This is a genomic window from Acinetobacter tandoii DSM 14970 = CIP 107469 (genome assembly GCF_000400735.1).
Lineage (GTDB): Bacteria > Pseudomonadota > Gammaproteobacteria > Pseudomonadales > Moraxellaceae > Acinetobacter > Acinetobacter tandoii.
Genome location: NZ_KE007366.1, coordinates 54609 through 71861 on the forward strand (window position 1 = coordinate 54609; position 17253 = coordinate 71861).

Below are 17253 nucleotides of genomic sequence, written 5' to 3' on the forward strand. Positions count from 1 at the left end.
TTAATAATTTTTGCCTGCTTTCAAAGCAAAAAAGATTTATTTTACGCTTTTTTATGAATTTGTGCTTTTTTTAAACGACGCAGTCACTCTTTTTAGGCTAAGATAATATGCTTTTTATTTTTTACCCTCCATAAGAAGGAATAACGCCGTGGACGTACGTCTATCTGATCGTGTAAATGCCATCAAACCGTCCCCTACACTAGCTGTGACTAACAAAGCTGCTGAACTTAAAGCTGCTGGTAAAAATGTCATTGGTTTGGGAGCTGGTGAACCAGATTTCGACACCCCGCAACACATCAAAGATGCTGCTATTGCAGCAATTAACAACGGTTTTACTAAATATACCGCTGTAGATGGTACGCCAGGCCTTAAAAAAGCAATTATTGCAAAACTTAAACGCGACAATAATCTTGACTACCAAGCAAACCAAATTTTGGTTTCTTGTGGTGGTAAACAATCTTTCTTTAACTTAGCTTTAGCTTTGTTAAACAAAGGCGATGAAGTCATTATCCCTGCGCCTTTCTGGGTAAGCTATCCAGATATGGTAATCATCGCTGAAGGTACACCTGTCATTGTGAAATGTGGTGAAGAACAGCGTTTCAAAATTACACCAGAACAATTAGAAGCGGCGATCACTGAAAAAACTCGTTTAGTGGTACTAAACAGCCCATCTAACCCAACAGGTATGATCTACACCAAAGCTGAACTTGAAGCTTTAGCTGAAGTATTGCGTCGTCACCCACAAGTATTTGTTGCATCTGATGACATGTACGAACCAATCCGTTGGGATGACGAGTTCTACAACATCGCCACTGTTGCCCCTGACTTATATGACCGCACAATCGTATTAAACGGTGTGTCTAAAGCTTATGCAATGACTGGCTGGCGTATTGGTTATGCAGCGGGTCCTGCAAAAATCATTGGCGCAATGAAAAAAATTCAATCTCAATCAACTTCTAACCCAACTTCTATTTCGCAAGTTGCTGCTGAAGCTGCATTGAATGGGCCTCAAGATGTACTTGAGCCAATGATTGAAGCATTCAAACGTCGTCATGACTTAGTTGTGAATGGCTTAAACGAAATCAACGGTATTTCATGCTTACCTGCTGATGGCGCATTCTATGCTTATGCCAACATCCGTCCATTAATTCGTGCAAAAGGTTTAAAATCTTGCACAGAATTCTCTGAATGGTTATTGGAAGAAACTGGCGTAGCCGTAGTTCCTGGTGATGCATTCGGTCTTGGTGGTTTCATGCGCATTTCTTACGCAACTGCTGATGAAGTACTTGTAGATGCACTTGCTCGTATCAAGAAAGCAGCAGATTCAATTGAAGGCGTAGACGCTGCAATTGCATCGATTGAAGCTGAAAAAGCAGCAAAATAATTCCATCCATTATTTTGTAAAAAAAGAGCTCTACAACAGTTGAGCTCTTTTTTATTTCTATATCTTATAACTATCGACAGATATTTAGGGGTTAAACATCGCCACCACTTCAGCCTCTGTTAACTTTTTAGTTGGCTGATTCAATGAATAAAAATCGGGTTTATTATCAATGTAAATTTCCATGTCTAAACTCAGCTCTTTAGGCAATTCATCCAGTGCAAACACATTAATATTACAATAACTATGATCGTGCATACGCCAAAACAAAGTGGTCCCACATTGCTTGCAAAAACCACGTTCACCCCATTCCGATGATTTAAAAACTCCCAATTGATCCTGTTTTAAAAAAACCAAACTTTCAGGTTTTACATCAATCGTCATAAGTAAGCCACTACTTTGCCGACGACAAAGCGAGCAATGACACACATGAACTTGATAATTTGCTAAATTTACTTCAAATTGTGTTGTCCCACATAAACACTGCGCATGCATTTTTTTCATTTTTGACACCTCTTGAACTATTTTAATTTTCATCAATGTGTATTAAAAAATAATTTTACTCATTCTACTGCTTACACTTTATAAATAAATGTAAACCCTATTTATTTTTATGAATCAAACATTTCGCAACACATTAAGCATAGCAACCTTTGGCTCGATCTTCTAATATACGCTCACACACAGCTAAATGCCTATGAGTTCATCATGCGCTATAAGATTATCGATGTATACCGACAACAAAATATTAAACGTTACATTGCTAAATGCTTAAAAGCCCGTTCACCGCAGTTTATCGTTATCGAAAGTGCTTTAACCCTTTGCCGTGATTTAGATATTGTTGATGTTGACTTCAACTCTGATCAAGCCACTTGGGCAACAGGTGAACGCATTTCTCTACATATTTTAACGGGAGCAGATAGCCTCGATAAAATTTATGAGCTAGATGCCTAACCCCCCAGTCTTCATCTTCACTTGACTTCATTTTGCGCTCACTATTATCTTAACCATATAGTTCCTTTTTAGAACTTGATAAATTAAAGGATTGCAAATGAACATAAAAGAAATGACTGGATTACAGTTGCTCGAAGCCATGTGTGCTGGAAAAGTACCTGCACCAAGTATCAGTGAAACGATCCCTATGGCACCCTATGAAGTCACACTTGGCAGTATTCACTTTAAAGCCAAGGCAGATCAGCGCCATTTAAACCCATTAGGTGGCGTACATGGTGGTTTTGCAGCAACAGTACTTGATTCAGTAACAGGCTGTGCGGTTCACACCATGCTTGAAGCGGGTGTCGGCTATGGCACCATCGATCTTAATATTAAAATGTGCCGTCCAATTCCTCCAAATAAAGAACTCATTGCGATTGGAACAGTCATCAACATGAGTAAGAATTTGGGGATTTCTGAAGGAAAAATCATAGATGAAGAAGGAAAACTCTATGCGCATGCGACAGCCACATGCATGATTATTCGCGCGTAAATGCTTTTGCACAACACCCATTGGTGTTGTGCAATAATATTAAATTAAGCATGATGAAAGGTTTTTTGCACAGATTTTAATTTCGACTGTGGTGCAGTTAAAGCTTTGTAATAGCAATAATATTTCAGAGTTCGTTCTAGCTGAACAGTACATGACGCATGCTGTGATTTCAACCAAGCTTGAGCTTGTAATGACTTGGACCAGAGTTTGCCTTCTAAAGCATAAATATAAACACGTTCTTGCACTTCGGTCTGCTCAGAAAAATATGTTGCAATCCAACTTTCACGTTCAGATTCAACCAACCACTTTTCTGAAAACCACAGTTGCAATAAATCACCTAAATATAATTGCACCGTAGCAAATGGTTGTATAGATACAAAAGCTCCTTCCACAGCCGTGTAATACAATTCTGGCTGCTGAATCAAAGATAAATAGTTTTCTTGATAATATGAGAATTGAGAAAAAATTTCAGGGATGCTGAGCGTATTCATTCGCTTACTCCGATTTAGCCATTTTAGTGCTGGCAAGTTGGTTTAAATCCACACTGTTAAGGTTTATACCTCAACAACTTTCTTCAATTAATCTAACAACGCTTTTTTCAAAGTACAAGTCAAAAGTTAATTTTTTCTATAAATTCTTTTCATTTGCTCAAATATAAAACATACAACTTTAAAATCTCTCTTTTTATGTTAGTAATGCTTGACCTACTTTAAAATCTGCTTATAATCGCACTCAGATTCTCCAATAGCTCAGTCGGTAGAGCGACGGACTGTTAATCCGCAGGTCCCTGGTTCGAGCCCAGGTTGGAGAGCCAAATACAAAAAAGCCCGCAGCATTAAAGCGGGCTTTTTTATGCCTAAATAATGAAAAAAATATCTTATATTCTTTATAAAAAGTTCAGTATATGAATTCGACACACCATTCAACCTTGCGCAGGCTCAAAATTTTCAGCATTGTGCTCATCAGCTTTCTTATTCTGATCGGTCTTGTCTTAGTCAGTTGTCATCCACAAGGTAAAGTCGAACAACTGAGTAACACCCCACCAGTGTTATATGATGCTGTTAATAATCAACCCATTCCCGCCACACAACAATGGATTATTCCTATAGGTCAATTTGACTCAAATGTAATTGAAACTAATTTGAACTTGAATGAATTAACCAAAAGTTTAGGAGATCGTGCTTGGCTTAGCCCATCCACTACATTTAATAATCAAAGCAGCCAACTCCATTTTTATTTGGATTTTGGTGGTCAACAGAGCTCTCGTAAAGATGCTGAATTTTATGTCCTACCTATCTGTACCAATGGCACATTAATACAAGCCTGTACATCCTTATCATCTCAATCTACCCCTACTCCATTTTTTAACTTCAATACAGCAAATAACACTGACTATCAAGCTATCCAAACCAATCAATCTTGGTACTTTTATGGACATAGCGATGCCTATGTACTTCCTGTTGTACACGCGCAACAATTACAATTTTTAGTGAATGCCCAAATACCCAAAGGTTATCAAAATGGTTGGGTTAGATTAAGCTTTAATGAAAACCCAATTACCTCCAAGCCTTCAAGCTTCTTTTTAGGACGTAACAAGCTAACTTATTTTCCATTGTTATTACTTTTCATTCCCTTACTTGTCGCTTATTTCTATCGTATTGACAGAGGGTTTCAAAGTTATCGGAATCTTTCTATTGGATTATTGGTCTGTATATTATTTGCCGTCCATAGTGTCATTTGGGATCTGCACTACATAACTATAGGATGTTTTTTTCTTAGCTTATCTGGTGTGCTTTATGCTTTCTCTAGACCCTTATACATGCTTTTTTATGGGATTGGAGCCTTGATGATTGCAGGCTATGCACAGCAATTTTATGCAGGATTTAATACTGCCTTTTTCATGCAAACTGGTCTTATTTTTTTGATTGGTATTGGACTTTTTTTCCGCAAACCTGATTAAAAAAAAGATTCAGTAAAATCATGGTGGTTCATCCAGTTGAAACACCATGATCTAACGTTACGCTGCAACTATGGCTGGAATACCACTATGGAAGCGGAAAGTTTCATCAGGCGATAGAATCAGATTTGCTTCAACTTCACGAATATGTTCAATGCGTTGCTGTATATCTTCTTCAGGATCCTTCAATTTTCCTGTTCGTGCAACATCTAGTGCCAAAGTCAAATAATCCTCAAAATGCCGTGATTCAGATTTAAGTAAATAACGGTAATAACGCCCTAACTCATCATCCACAAGCGGAGCCAGTGCATAGAAACGCTCACAAGAACGTGCCTCTACAAAAGCTCCAATAATCAAAATATCAATTAAGGCTTCTGGTTCATAAGTGCGAACTTCCTTACGCAATCCACCCGCATAACGCCCAGCACTTAAGTTTGACCACGCTTGACCACGCTTCTTCATAAACTCAAGCACTTGCTCATAATGCAGCATTTCTTCACGCACCAATTGAGCCAGCTTCACTTGAAGATCCGTAAAGAAGCTGTAACGAAACATCAGGTTCATTGCCGTACCTGCTGCTTTTTTTTCACAATTGGCATGGTCTTGCATCAGAATCTCAAGATGATTCAATGCTTCATCCAACCAAGCTTGTGGCGTAGTACAACCCAAGAAGCCAATGACTGGCTTCATTAGTTCATCGTAATTTATATTCGACATATTTGAATCTTAAAATAGATAATTAACGTGCAGCTTTAATCACTGCTTTCATTTCTTGCACAGCTTGCGCCAAACCAACAAATACAGCATCCGCAATTAAAGAATGACCGATATTCAATTCATGAATCTCAGGAATTTGCGCAATCGGGGTAACATTTTCTAGATTTAAGCCATGACCAGCATTCACCACCAAACCCTTTTCAGCGGCATAGCGCGAAGCTTGTATAATACGCTCCAACTCATGTTGCTGTGCTTCAGGCGTTGCAGCATCTGCATAAGCCCCTGTATGAATTTCAATGGTTGGTGCACCACAAGCTACAGCAGCGTCAATTTGAGCAAAATCAGCATCAATAAACAGTGAAACATCACACCCTATCGCTGTAAGCTCCTGTGTTGCTGCTTTAACCTCTTCAAAATGACCAATCACATCCAATCCACCTTCCGTGGTTACTTCTTGACGCTTCTCTGGAACGAAACAGACATGCTGTGGCTGAATCTCTTTAGCAAAGGCAACCATTTCAGGTGTCACGGCAAGCTCTAGATTCATACGAGTTTTTAACGCTGGACGCATACGACGCACATCATCATCTTGAATGTGACGACGGTCTTCACGTAAATGCAGTGTAATTCCTTCAGCGCCTGCTTGCTCGCAAATTAAAGCAGCATTAACTGGGTCTGGATACGTTGTTCCACGTGCTTGTCGCAAAGTTGCAACATGGTCAATATTTACACCAAGCAAAGCAGCCATCATTTTTTCCTAATCATGTTTTAGATTGAGTGTTTTGAATCCAGAGCTGGCGACTTTTCAACGGTCGATCCCCCAACAAGGATGTAATCATTTGCCTATACAGCTTCGACAATAATTGTAACTGTTCTAGGTTAAATTCCCTACCACTTTCATAATCCTGCATACTCAGAATCTGCTCACCCAATAGCGTAGAAGATGAAGCCCGAACAGTGGGAATAAAGCCATCATTTAACTGAAAAGCATAATTTTGATGTACTTGAATCGCCTCTTGATTTGCATCAATTGTAAAATCAAGTGGATAACCCAATTCCTCTAATAATGCATGTTCAAATTGGCGTAGGATTTGTCTTAAAAATAGTGCTGGATTAGCGTGATTATTGAGTGTTTGTAGATGCTGAATGGTTGCGGAATATTGCCGAAAAGTTTCAGGCATTTCCACTTCGAGCGGACATAAGCGTAATAAAATTTCATTTAGATAAAAACCTGAAAAAAAGGCATCACCAAAAAAGAAAATGGGATGATGCATAATTTCCAATTTACTGAAATTTTTGAGTTCAGACTTTCCTGATGCTTGTAAACGCAACGGTTGATATTGTGGAGCTGGAGTTTGTCTTAAAATACCATCAACTCGCCCATGCTCTTGGGTAAATAAATGCACAATATGACTACGTTCACGGTATTTTCTATGGTGAATTAAATAACCATGCAGTACTTCGTTACGCATGAGAAATTAACTAATCTTTCTTATCTTTATCATTCTTTTCGCTGTCCTCATCATTCCCATCTGGGATAACAGCACCAACCACTGCTGCGGTTCCTTTCACCACGCCTTTTGTGGTTTTATAAGCAATCTTTACAGGGACAGTAACGATCTTGTAGATACAACCTTGCAAAAACAACACACAAGCTATAACTGCAAATACTTTGACCATAACACTATCCCTATAAGATTTGTTTTATGAAGACTTAGATATCACTATAACCTAAGCTTTTCAGTGCTCGCTCATCGTCAGACCAACCACCTTTCACTTTCACCCAAAGCGTTAACATGATCTTTTGTTCAAACATTTTTTCCATATCGACACGGGCATCCATACCGATTTTCTTCAATTTTGAACCTTTTTCTCCAATCACAATTGCTTTTTGTCCTGGACGATCCACAAAAATTGTCGCATCAATATAAGTACATGCAGGTTTAAGTTTGCCTGTTTTTTCATGTACAACAGCATCTTCTATACGGAATGATTCAATTTGAACCGTTAAATCATACGGAAGCTCTTCACCGAGCTGACGCATAATTTTTTCACGGATAATTTCCGAAGCCAAGAAACGCTCAGAACGATCTGTTAATTGATCCAATGAATACATTGGCGGCTGAAAAGGTAAATATTTTTCAATAGTGTCGCGTAGATGCTCTAAGTTTGCCCCACGAAGTGCAGAAACTGGAACGATCTCAGCAAAATTCATTAATTTTGCACGCTCTTGAATCAAGGGTAATGCATGATTTTTATTTTCAAGTGTATCAATTTTATTGATCACTAAAATCACTGGCATTTCTGCATTTTGAAGTTTTTCCAAAACAAGTTCATCATTTTGAGTCCACTTGTCTGCATCAAGAACAAACATGACCAAATTAACGTCACGCAATGCAGAAGAAGCCGCACGGTTCATCATTTTATTGATGGCACGGACTTCTTTTTTATGCATCCCTGGCGTATCAACAAACACCGCCTGAGATTTTTCACGCGAATCAATACCGACAATTTTATGGCGCGTAGTTTGCGGTTTACGTGAAGTAATTGAAAGTTTTTGTCCCAGTAAGTGATTCATCAATGTTGATTTACCCACATTTGGACGACCAACAATTGCAACAAAACCACTTCTGAAATCAGAAGGAATGGTAGTGCCTTGTTCACTAAAAAACTGGCTAATTAAATCATTAGTGTCGCTTTGCGACTCGTGATCAGCATCGTTGTGATCGGAAGAATTTGACATGGCAGATTACTGCTCCAAAAGTTTTAAAATATCCGCCGCTGCAGCTTGCTCTGCAAAACGACGACTTGAACCTTCACCCTTAAATAGAGGCAAACCCTCAACCGTACAATTCACCTTGAAATGTTGGTTAGGCGCATCCCCTTGTATATCGACCACTTCATAAATAGGAAGTGGTTTCTTACGTGCTTGCAAATATTCTTGCAATCTTGATTTAGGATCTTTCAGTTGGTCTGTTGGTTCGATATGATCTAGGTAAGGTTCATACCATTTTAGCACGATACGCTCTAATACAGTTAAGTCAGCGCAATCCACATAAATTGCACCGATAATCGCTTCAACCGTATCTGCCAAGATTGATTCACGATGATGCCCACCAGACTTCAACTCACCCGTACTTAAAATTAAGCTGGTGCTGAGTTTTAAATCATTTGCGATTTTACCTAATGCTTCTTGCCGAACCAAGGTCGCTCGCATACGCGTCAAACGACCTTCATTTTCATGTGGATAAGCATGGTACAAATAATTGGCAATAATCATTCCTAATAACGAGTCACCTAGAAACTCTAAGCGTTCGTAATTATATTTATGGCTTACCGAACGGTGCGTTAAAGCAAGCTGAAGTAACTCAGCTTGCTTAAACTGATAACCAATGCGATTCACCAAGCGAATATCACTTAGTTTGGGCTGACCTTTGATCAAAACTTTTCTCAAACTTTAACACTAAATCAATATTCAGTAAGAAAGGCTTTCTTACTTCATAACTCTTTTTCACTTGCAAACCATCAACATTGGTCACTTGAGCAATGTCTTCAAATTTAATATCGCGAACATTGTTCATATCTAAACGCTGCCCCATTTGACTTGAAAATTTCGATGGACTGGTATCAGCAGGGCTACTTTGCAGTAATTCTGTAATCTGAGTATCAATCACACGATCATCCCAATAGGGTCCCCAAACTGCAATTGCAACCTTTGCTAAAAAAGCAAAGCCTATAACTGCAATTAAAATACCAATATATGATGCACCTTTTTGATTTCGACGCATTTTTTATTTTCCATTTCGGTCAATTAATCAATTTTGCCGTTACGACTAAACGACGGCAGTTTAAAGCCAGGCTCTTTATGCATCCAAACATAAAATGCTCGCCCAGTTAAGTTCTCTTCAGGCACAAATCCCCAAAAACGACTGTCTGCACTTTGATCACGATTATCCCCCATCGCAAAGTAGTGCCCTTTAGGAACTTTCACTTCCCAATATAAACCATTTTCAGTTGAGTATTTACCATTTTCAATATAATTAATAAATGGTGCTTGACGAGCAACATTCACCCCTTCCAACTCACGCATGGTAAAGGTATGTTCACCCAAAGTTTCCTTATGATAAATAGAGGTTGGGGTATCTAAGGCATCTTTTTCACGACTGAACTCAACTGGAACTTTCGCAACTTTTTTCCCATTAATCGTTAATTGACCATGATCATAAATAATATGGTCACCTGGCAAACCCACAACACGCTTAATATAGCTAATAGTCGGTTGTGGTGGATAACGGAAGACAATAACATCGCCACGTGCTGGTTCACCCACTTCGAGAATTTTCTTATTCACAATGGGTAAACGCACACCGTAGTCAAACTTATTTACTAGAATAAAGTCACCTGTCTCTAAAGTTGGCACCATAGAGTCTGACGGAATATTAAATGGTTCGTACAAGAATGAGCGTAAAACCAAAACCACCGCCAATACAGGCCAGAAGTCATAAGCCCATGTAATAATGAAATTTTCATTACCCCTTCCCTTAGTTTGTCTTTGTTTTAATACAAACTTATCTAGTAACCACACCAAGAAAAAAATCAGCGTGGCAGGCACGAGTATTAAATTAAAATCAAAATCCATGAGCTAAACGACCTCTAATTCTTATCTTTCTACTTTCAACACAGCCAAGAACGCTTCTTGCGGGATTTCTACACTACCCACTTGCTTCATACGTTTCTTACCTTCTTTCTGTTTAGAAAGGAGTTTCTTCTTACGAGAAACGTCACCACCATAACATTTAGCCAATACGTTCTTACGCATCGCTTTTACAGTTGAACGAGCAATAATCTGCGCACCAATTGCAGCCTGAATTGCCACATCGTACATTTGACGTGGAATCAAATCTTTCATTTTTTCAACGAGTGCAATACCGCGATGGCGTGCATCTTGACGGTGACAAATCATGGCCAAAGCATCAACTTTTTCACCATTAATTAAGACATCAACCTTAACCAACGCTGAACTTTCAAATCGCACAAAGTTATAATCTAATGAAGCAAAACCACGTGAACATGATTTCAACTTATCAAAGAAATCCATAACAACTTCTGCCATCGGGATTTCAAAGGTAATAGAAACTTGGTTCCCTAAGAATTTCATATCTTTTTGGATACCGCGGCGCTCAATACACAATGTCATCACGTTACCCAAGTATTCTTGCGGAACAAGGATATGACACTCTGCAATTGGCTCACGTAAATCTTCTACTGTAGACCCATCAGGCATTTTCGATGGACTATCGATATAAATCGTTTCGCCTTTTTTGGTTAATGCTTCATAAATTACAGTAGGTGCAGAACTGATGAGATCAAGATCATATTCGCGTTCAAGGCGTTCTTGAACAATTTCCATATGTAACATGCCCAAGAAGCCACATCGGAAACCAAAACCCAAGGCATCTGAACTTTCTGGTTCGAAGAATAATGCAGAATCGTTGATTTGTAATTTTTGCAATGCTTCACGGAACGGTTCAAAGTCACTTGAATCAATCGGGAAAAGACCTGCATAAACCTGTGGTTTAACCTTTTTGAAACCTGGTAAAGTAGCAACTTCAGGTGTTGCCGCAAGCGTGATCGTATCACCTACTGGTGCACCAAAAATATCTTTAATCCCTGCAATTACAAAACCTACTTCACCTGCTTCAAGCATGTCAGTTTCTGTATGCTTAGGGTTAAATACACCCACAGAAGTAACTGGATGTGTTTGCCCTGTAGATTTCACCAACATTTTGTCGCCCTTACGGATACGACCTTGTTTAATACGAACTAAAGATACAACGCCTAAATAGTTATCGAACCAAGAGTCAATAATTAAAGCTTGTAAAGGCGCATCACGATCTCCAGTTGGTGCTGGAATCACGTCTACTAAGCGCTCAAGTACACCCTCGACACCCAAGCCAGTTTTTGCAGAACAGGTTGGCGCATCCGTCGCTTCAATGCCAATAATTTCTTCAATTTCGTGAATAACGCGCTCTGGTTCTGCTTGCGGTAAATCAATTTTGTTTAAAATTGGCAAAACTTCTAAACCTTGTTCAATTGCGGTATAGCAGTTTGCAACTGATTGAGCTTCAACACCTTGTGCAGCATCTACAACCAACAATGCACCTTCACAAGCCGCTAAAGAACGAGACACCTCATAAGAAAAGTCTACGTGTCCTGGGGTATCAATGAAGTTCAATTGATACTCTTGCCCGTTTGGATGCGTATAATATAAGGTCACAGAAGCCGCTTTAATGGTAATCCCACGTTCGCGTTCTAACTCCATTGAGTCCAAAACTTGGGCTTGCATTTCACGATCTTGTAAACCACCACACATTTGAATAAAACGGTCAGCCAAAGTTGACTTACCATGGTCAATGTGAGCAATAATCGAAAAATTTCGGATGTTATTGATATCAACGGATTTTTTAGCTTGCGCCATGAGTTACCTTAAGAAAAAAATAGTGCCAAGTACAAAGCTGAGGTACTAAGCGTAAGCGGTTAAACAAATTGCTGCCGATTATAGCAGATTGCAAAAATGAAAAAGTGATAAATTCGTTTAAACGTTCAGGTTTTTAAGCCTGTACATTTTTCAAACATGTGTGAATTGGCTTTTAAACCATATAGCTATGTGAAAAATCTAATGGATTAATCTGATCATTTAAGGGTTGATACGCTTGCGAAAATGTCGGCGAAATACGTTTAGGTCTTCCTGTTTCAATTTCAACACATGCCCATTTAGTCTGCCCCATAAATAGCACAGCTTGATCGGCTGGTCGGTAAAAAACATATTGACGAAATAAATACATACTATTGATGTCACTTAGCCATGTACGTAAGACAATTTGGTCGTCTAATAATACTGCTTTTCGATATTGCACATGATGCTCGACTGCAACCATGGCATGTTTGAGTTCTAAATACTGTTGAATGCCTAAACCTAGCTGATCAATATGTGCTGTTGCAACATCCTGCATCCACTGTACATAAACTACATTATTCACATGCCCCAAAACATCAATATGTTCTGGCTTTACCGTCAAATTTAAATCAAAAATCGCGCTCATTAATTTATTCGTCCTGTCCATGGTTACATTCATGTTTAAAAACCATGTATATGTTTTTCACACTTAAGCTGATTTGACTATCCGAACATCAGTCAAAAAAGCCAGTCTAAACTGAATAGACTGGCTTTTACTAGTTCATGTCATGATTTCACATAAAACAGTTAAATACGCATCCCTAAAATAGCACGCTGTCCTTCACGAATCAGTGAAACACGCACAATGCTATCTTTCTTTAAACCTGAAACTGTTTTGATGAATTCTTTCGAATTATTGATGGTCGTATTGTTCAATTGGGTAATCACATCACCTGGCAGAATTCGTGCTTGAGACGCGACCCCACCACGCATAACGTCCTGAATTAGTACACCACCTTTAATGTTCAGTTGTGCTAACTCTGAAGGCGATAAATCACGAATTGCTACCCCAATTTTTGGCCCAGCACTTTCTGCGCCCTGATCTACTTTAGCAGGTGTATCATCTGGGGCTGTAGTTAAGGTTGCAGAAATATTACGGGTTTTATCATCACGCAATATTTCAAGTTGAATAGTTTGATTTGGTACAGAACGGTTTAAATAATTGAGGAGTTCTGAGGTCCGTGAAATCGCTGCACCATTGTACTTCAACACAATATCACCCGCTTTCAGACCTGCTTTTGCTGCAGGTGAATTTGGTGTTACGTCGGTAATTAAAGCACCTTCTGGTTTCGGTAAATTGTAAGATTCTGCCAAATTACGATCAATATCCTGCATCATAACGCCCAGATAAGAACGCGTTACTTTACCATTCTTCTTCAACTGGTCGGCAATATCCATAGCAACATCAATTGGGATGGAGAAAGACAAGCCCATATAGCCACCTGTTCCACTAAAAATACGCGAGTTGACCCCAACCACTTCACCACGCTGATTAAATAATGGCCCACCTGAGTTACCAGGGTTTAAGGCAACATCCGTTTGAATAAATGGAACCGATGTCTCACCCATCATATTTCGCATTTTGGCGCTAACAATCCCTGCCGAAGCTGAATAATCAAAACCAAACGGCGAACCGATGGCCAATACAGGTTCACCTACTTTCAGTTGATCTACATTCCCTGTTGTTAATGCAGGAAATTGATTACCTTTGACTTTGAGCAATGCCACATCAGTACGTTCATCACTACCAATGACCGTTGCATCTAGTTCACGACGATCGTTCATCATAATCGTGACTTTTGAAGCATTTTCGACTACATGATGATTCGTCAACAAATAACCATCTTTACTGATAAAAAATGCACTGCCATAAGCCGTTTTTTCTTGTGGAACTTGCTGCTGTGGAATTATGACTTGATTACCAAAAAAACGACGTAAGATCTCTGGTACTTGTTGCTGCATAATTTCTTCTTGGGTCATTTTTTTGACCACATTCACGCTCACAACCGCAGGACTAACTTGCTCAACTAAATTTGAAAAATCCACTGCTGGTGCGGCTTGAGTTTGTACTGCCACCATTGTAAAAACCGCAGCATACATTCCTTTTTGTAAATAGCCACTTTTCATAAAACTCATTCACTCAATTATTGTTACGTATTAAACAAAAAATTTTTATCATAAAACTCGTTATTCTTGCGTAATAATATGTTCAATTATGTTTTAGCAAAACAAGTACTTATTTTTAGATGAAGTTATAGCAACTTGATTGCTTTTTCTGATAAGCACTCGACTATTTTACACTTGCCTTTTATCGCAAAAAGCGTTGTCATTACCAAACTTTTTTTAAAATTAGCTGATGGAAATGTCTAATTTAAGCTTAACGCATCAATTTGATGTGATTATTGTGGGCAGTGGTGGCGCAGGTTTAAGTTTAGCACTGTCATTACCTCATCATTTCAACATTGCAGTTTTAGCAAAATCAACCCTAACCGATGCCAGCACTTATTATGCACAAGGTGGAGTTGCCGCTGTTCTGGATGAAACGGATTCCATTCAACAGCATATTGATGACACCATGATTGCAGGTGCACATTTATGTGAACTTGATGCAGTCAAACAAACCGTTGAAGGCGGCAAACCTTCTGTCGATTTCCTGCTTAATAATGGCGTGCAGTTCACTTTAGATGAACAATCGCAGTTACATTTAACCCGTGAAGGTGGTCATTCACAACGTCGTATTATTCACGCAGCCGATGCAACAGGGCGTGCAATTTCGACCACGTTGGTACAACGTGCGCAAGAAAAAGACAATATTACGATTTTTGAAAACTTTATCGCGATAGATTTAATTACTTCACAAAAACTTGGTCTAGACGAAGCGCATAATCGTGCCCTTGGTCTATACGCACTCGATGAGAAAACCGAACAAGTTCATACTTTCCTCGCACCATTTACCGCTTTGGCATGTGGTGGAGCAATGAAAGCTTATCTGTATACCTCGAATCCTGACATCGCTACTGGTGATGGGATTGCCATGGCCTATCGCGCAGGATGCCGCGTGGCAAATATGGAATTTAACCAATTCCACCCTACTTGTTTATACCATCCTCAAGCCCGCTCATTCCTCATCACCGAAGCGATGCGTGGCGAAGGGGCTTATTTAAGATTGCCTGATGGTGAGCGTTTCATGCTGCGTTTTGATGAACGTGCTGAACTGGCTCCACGTGATATTGTTGCGCGTGCTATCGACTATGAAATTAAGCGTTTAGGTATCCGTCATGTCTGGTTAGACATTACACATAAGCCAGAAGCCTTCGTAAAAGAGCATTTCCCAACGTTGTATGCTCGTCTACTTGAATTGGGCATTGATATCACTAAGGAAATGATTCCTGTGGTGCCTGCTGCACATTATACTTGCGGTGGCGTGGTGGTTGATGAGCATAGTCAAACTGACATCCACGGTTTATACGCGATTGGTGAGACTTCTTATACAGGACTACATGGCGCTAACCGTATGGCGAGTAACTCTCTGCTCGAATGCTTCGTCTACGGCATGAGTGCTGCTGCACATATTCAATCACATTATGTTGAAAACTATCGCTCGCCTCAAGTTCCAGAATGGGATGATTCGCAAGTTATGAATCCCGATGAAGATGTCGTCATTTTGCAGAACTGGGATGAATTACGTCAAACCATGTGGAACTATGTAGGTATTGTCCGTACCACCAAACGCTTACAGCGCGCCTTACACCGTATTGAAATGCTCAAGCGTGAAATCACGGAATATTATGAAGACTATCAGGTCAGTAAAAACCTGATTGAACTGCGTAACTTGGTGTTAGTTTCAGAAATGATTGTTCGATGTGCTATGGAACGCAAAGAATCTCGCGGGCTACATTTCACTTTAGACTATCCTGAATTGGCACCCGAACTACGCAAAACAGTACTCACTCCTCCAAACTTTCAAGTTGAAACACCTTTAGTGAATGCTGAATAAAATACGGCAGGTACAGTTATTTTGAACTGTACCTGCCTTTTAAACCATCAAATTTAAATAAGTAGAATAAATCAAATAAGTCGTTATATCACTGTGCGCCGAGGTGGAACAGAATATGTTCCCGTCACATGTGCTACAGGTTCATCTTCATTCACTGAATAGATCCAGACCTCGCCAACAATCAGGGATTTACCAACTTTCATCAGTTTACATACACCACGCAGGTCTTGCGAAGCAGCGGGTTTTCGTAAAAAGTTAATGTTCAAATTAGTGGTAACAGTTAGCCCGACGATCCCAATTTCACCCAGTATTGCAATATACAAAGCATAATCTGCAACCGTCATCATGGTCGGTCCTGAAACCGTACCACCAGGACGTAAATCTCGATCATCAATATGATAAATGACTGTTGCTGCCCGTTCCGTAATGGATTCAATCTCACATTTTTCCAAACTTTGTGGAAAATGTTGCATCAAAAACTGAATAATTTCAGCTTGTTTACTTTGCATATTCATTGCGTATTATGATCCGTCTTCCCTATTCGATCACCACTATAAAAGATTATTCAGTGATCGACACTAGGAAAATTGATCAATGATTACACCAAATATGACAAAGCTTGGGCAAAAACTTGTTCTGGTGTCTGCGTTGCATCTAAACGTTTCATACGCTCAGGTTGTTGTTCCCAAAGCGTTTGATAACCTGCACGAACCTTTTCAAAGAAGCTGACTTTCTCTTGTTCAAAACGATCTAAAGCACCACGTTCACGCGCACGTGCCATGCCAGTTTCAATTGGAGCATCTAACCAGAAGGTAATATTCGGCATATGAGAGACAAAATGATCGTTTAATAAATTTAATTTGGTTTGATCCAAGCCACGCCCTGAACATTGATAAGCAAAACTTGCATCGGTAAAACGGTCACATAAAACAGTTTTACCTGCTTGCAAGGCTGGGACAATGACTTGTTGTAAATGCTGCGCACGTGCAGCATAAATCAACAATAACTCTGTATCATTTGACATTGATTCATCATGATTCACGGCTAGAAGTAGACTACGGATTTGCTCAGCCATTGGCGTTCCGCCTGGCTCACGCGTCAGAACGACATCTTTACCTTGCTGTTGAAAATGCTCATGAATTTTACGAATGAGAGTGGTTTTCCCGACACCTTCTGTGCCTTCAAAACTAATAAACAT

General features: G+C 39.5%; 20 protein-coding genes and 1 tRNA gene. 6 read left to right on the plus strand and 15 right to left on the minus strand.

Annotation, left to right across the window (positions count from 1 at the left end):
* The first annotated feature begins 148 nt into the window (after window positions 1–148).
* Window positions 149–1384 carry a pyridoxal phosphate-dependent aminotransferase gene (locus I593_RS06765; protein ID WP_016166828.1) on the plus strand — a complete coding sequence of 412 codons (1236 nt, stop codon included), beginning with the start codon at window positions 149–151 and terminating at the stop codon, window positions 1382–1384.
* Between the two features lie 84 nt (window positions 1385–1468).
* On the opposite strand, the gene I593_RS06770 is transcribed toward I593_RS06765, so the two are convergent.
* Window positions 1469–1876, minus strand: coding sequence for a GFA family protein (locus I593_RS06770; protein WP_026440878.1), 408 nt, complete (start codon window positions 1874–1876; stop codon window positions 1469–1471).
* Window positions 1877–2089: 213 nt separating this feature from the next.
* On the opposite strand from I593_RS06770, the gene I593_RS06775 reads away from it, so the two are divergent.
* Both I593_RS06775 and I593_RS06780 read left to right on the plus strand, forming a co-directional pair.
* Complete coding sequence (locus I593_RS06775) at window positions 2090–2335, plus strand: hypothetical protein (RefSeq protein WP_016166830.1); 246 nt, start codon at window positions 2090–2092, stop codon at window positions 2333–2335.
* A 97-nt stretch (window positions 2336–2432) separates the two neighbouring features.
* Window positions 2433–2867 (plus strand): PaaI family thioesterase, encoded by a 435-nt coding sequence (locus I593_RS06780; protein ID WP_016166831.1) that lies wholly within the window; start codon window positions 2433–2435, stop codon window positions 2865–2867.
* Window positions 2868–2911: 44 nt separating this feature from the next.
* Here the strand turns inward: I593_RS06780 and I593_RS06785 are convergent, their stop codons facing one another.
* Window positions 2912–3358, minus strand: a complete 447-nt coding sequence (locus tag I593_RS06785; protein WP_016166832.1) for a hypothetical protein — start codon at window positions 3356–3358, stop codon at window positions 2912–2914.
* A 247-nt stretch (window positions 3359–3605) separates the two neighbouring features.
* Here I593_RS06785 and I593_RS06790 point away from each other — a divergent pair.
* Window positions 3606–3681 (plus strand) — tRNA-Asn (locus I593_RS06790).
* Between the two features lie 90 nt (window positions 3682–3771).
* Window positions 3772–4827 carry a hypothetical protein gene (locus I593_RS06795; protein WP_016166833.1) on the plus strand — a complete coding sequence of 352 codons (1056 nt, stop codon included), beginning with the start codon at window positions 3772–3774 and terminating at the stop codon, window positions 4825–4827.
* A 57-nt stretch (window positions 4828–4884) separates the two neighbouring features.
* Here the strand turns inward: I593_RS06795 and miaE are convergent, their stop codons facing one another.
* From miaE to I593_RS06850, 11 genes are all read right to left on the minus strand, one after another.
* Window positions 4885–5541, minus strand: coding sequence for a MiaE family protein (gene miaE / locus I593_RS06800; RefSeq protein WP_026440877.1), 657 nt, complete (start codon window positions 5539–5541; stop codon window positions 4885–4887).
* Between the two features lie 22 nt (window positions 5542–5563).
* Entirely contained in the window at window positions 5564–6289 is a 726-nt protein-coding gene (pdxJ, locus tag I593_RS06805; protein WP_016166835.1) for a pyridoxine 5'-phosphate synthase, read from the minus strand.
* 13 nt (window positions 6290–6302) lie between these two features.
* Window positions 6303–7013, minus strand: coding sequence for a DNA repair protein RecO (gene recO / locus I593_RS06810; protein WP_016166836.1), 711 nt, complete (start codon window positions 7011–7013; stop codon window positions 6303–6305).
* A gap of 10 nt (window positions 7014–7023) precedes the next feature.
* Window positions 7024–7221: an NF038104 family lipoprotein gene (locus I593_RS06815; protein ID WP_016166837.1), complete on the minus strand. Its 198-nt coding sequence runs from the start codon at window positions 7219–7221 to the stop codon at window positions 7024–7026.
* Window positions 7222–7255: 34 nt separating this feature from the next.
* Window positions 7256–8284, minus strand: a complete 1029-nt coding sequence (gene era, locus I593_RS06820) for a GTPase Era (protein ID WP_016166838.1) — start codon at window positions 8282–8284, stop codon at window positions 7256–7258.
* A gap of 6 nt (window positions 8285–8290) precedes the next feature.
* A complete protein-coding gene (rnc, locus tag I593_RS06825) occupies window positions 8291–8983 on the minus strand; it encodes a ribonuclease III (protein WP_016166839.1) in 693 nt (230 codons plus the stop codon).
* Window positions 8955–9329 (minus strand): DUF4845 domain-containing protein, encoded by a 375-nt coding sequence (locus I593_RS06830; RefSeq protein WP_016166840.1) that lies wholly within the window; start codon window positions 9327–9329, stop codon window positions 8955–8957. The genes rnc and I593_RS06830 overlap by 29 nt, the downstream gene beginning before the upstream one ends.
* 23 nt (window positions 9330–9352) lie before the next feature.
* Window positions 9353–10180, minus strand: a complete 828-nt coding sequence (gene lepB, locus I593_RS06835) for a signal peptidase I (RefSeq protein ID WP_016166841.1) — start codon at window positions 10178–10180, stop codon at window positions 9353–9355.
* A 21-nt stretch (window positions 10181–10201) separates the two neighbouring features.
* A complete protein-coding gene (gene lepA / locus I593_RS06840; RefSeq protein ID WP_016166842.1) occupies window positions 10202–12019 on the minus strand; it encodes a translation elongation factor 4 in 1818 nt (605 codons plus the stop codon).
* Between the two features lie 172 nt (window positions 12020–12191).
* Entirely contained in the window at window positions 12192–12644 is a 453-nt protein-coding gene (locus I593_RS06845) for an acyl-CoA thioesterase (RefSeq protein WP_016166843.1), read from the minus strand.
* Between the two features lie 161 nt (window positions 12645–12805).
* Window positions 12806–14185 carry a Do family serine endopeptidase gene (locus I593_RS06850; protein WP_016166844.1) on the minus strand — a complete coding sequence of 460 codons (1380 nt, stop codon included), beginning with the start codon at window positions 14183–14185 and terminating at the stop codon, window positions 12806–12808.
* Between the two features lie 229 nt (window positions 14186–14414).
* Here I593_RS06850 and nadB point away from each other — a divergent pair, with 229 nt between their 5' ends.
* Window positions 14415–16055, plus strand: coding sequence for an L-aspartate oxidase (nadB, locus tag I593_RS06855; RefSeq protein WP_016166845.1), 1641 nt, complete (start codon window positions 14415–14417; stop codon window positions 16053–16055).
* Window positions 16056–16138: 83 nt separating this feature from the next.
* Here the strand turns inward: nadB and I593_RS06860 are convergent, their stop codons facing one another.
* Both I593_RS06860 and tmk read right to left on the minus strand, forming a co-directional pair.
* Window positions 16139–16564, minus strand: coding sequence for a PaaI family thioesterase (locus I593_RS06860; RefSeq protein WP_026440874.1), 426 nt, complete (start codon window positions 16562–16564; stop codon window positions 16139–16141).
* A gap of 89 nt (window positions 16565–16653) precedes the next feature.
* Entirely contained in the window at window positions 16654–17253 is a 600-nt protein-coding gene (tmk, locus tag I593_RS06865; protein ID WP_016166847.1) for a dTMP kinase, read from the minus strand.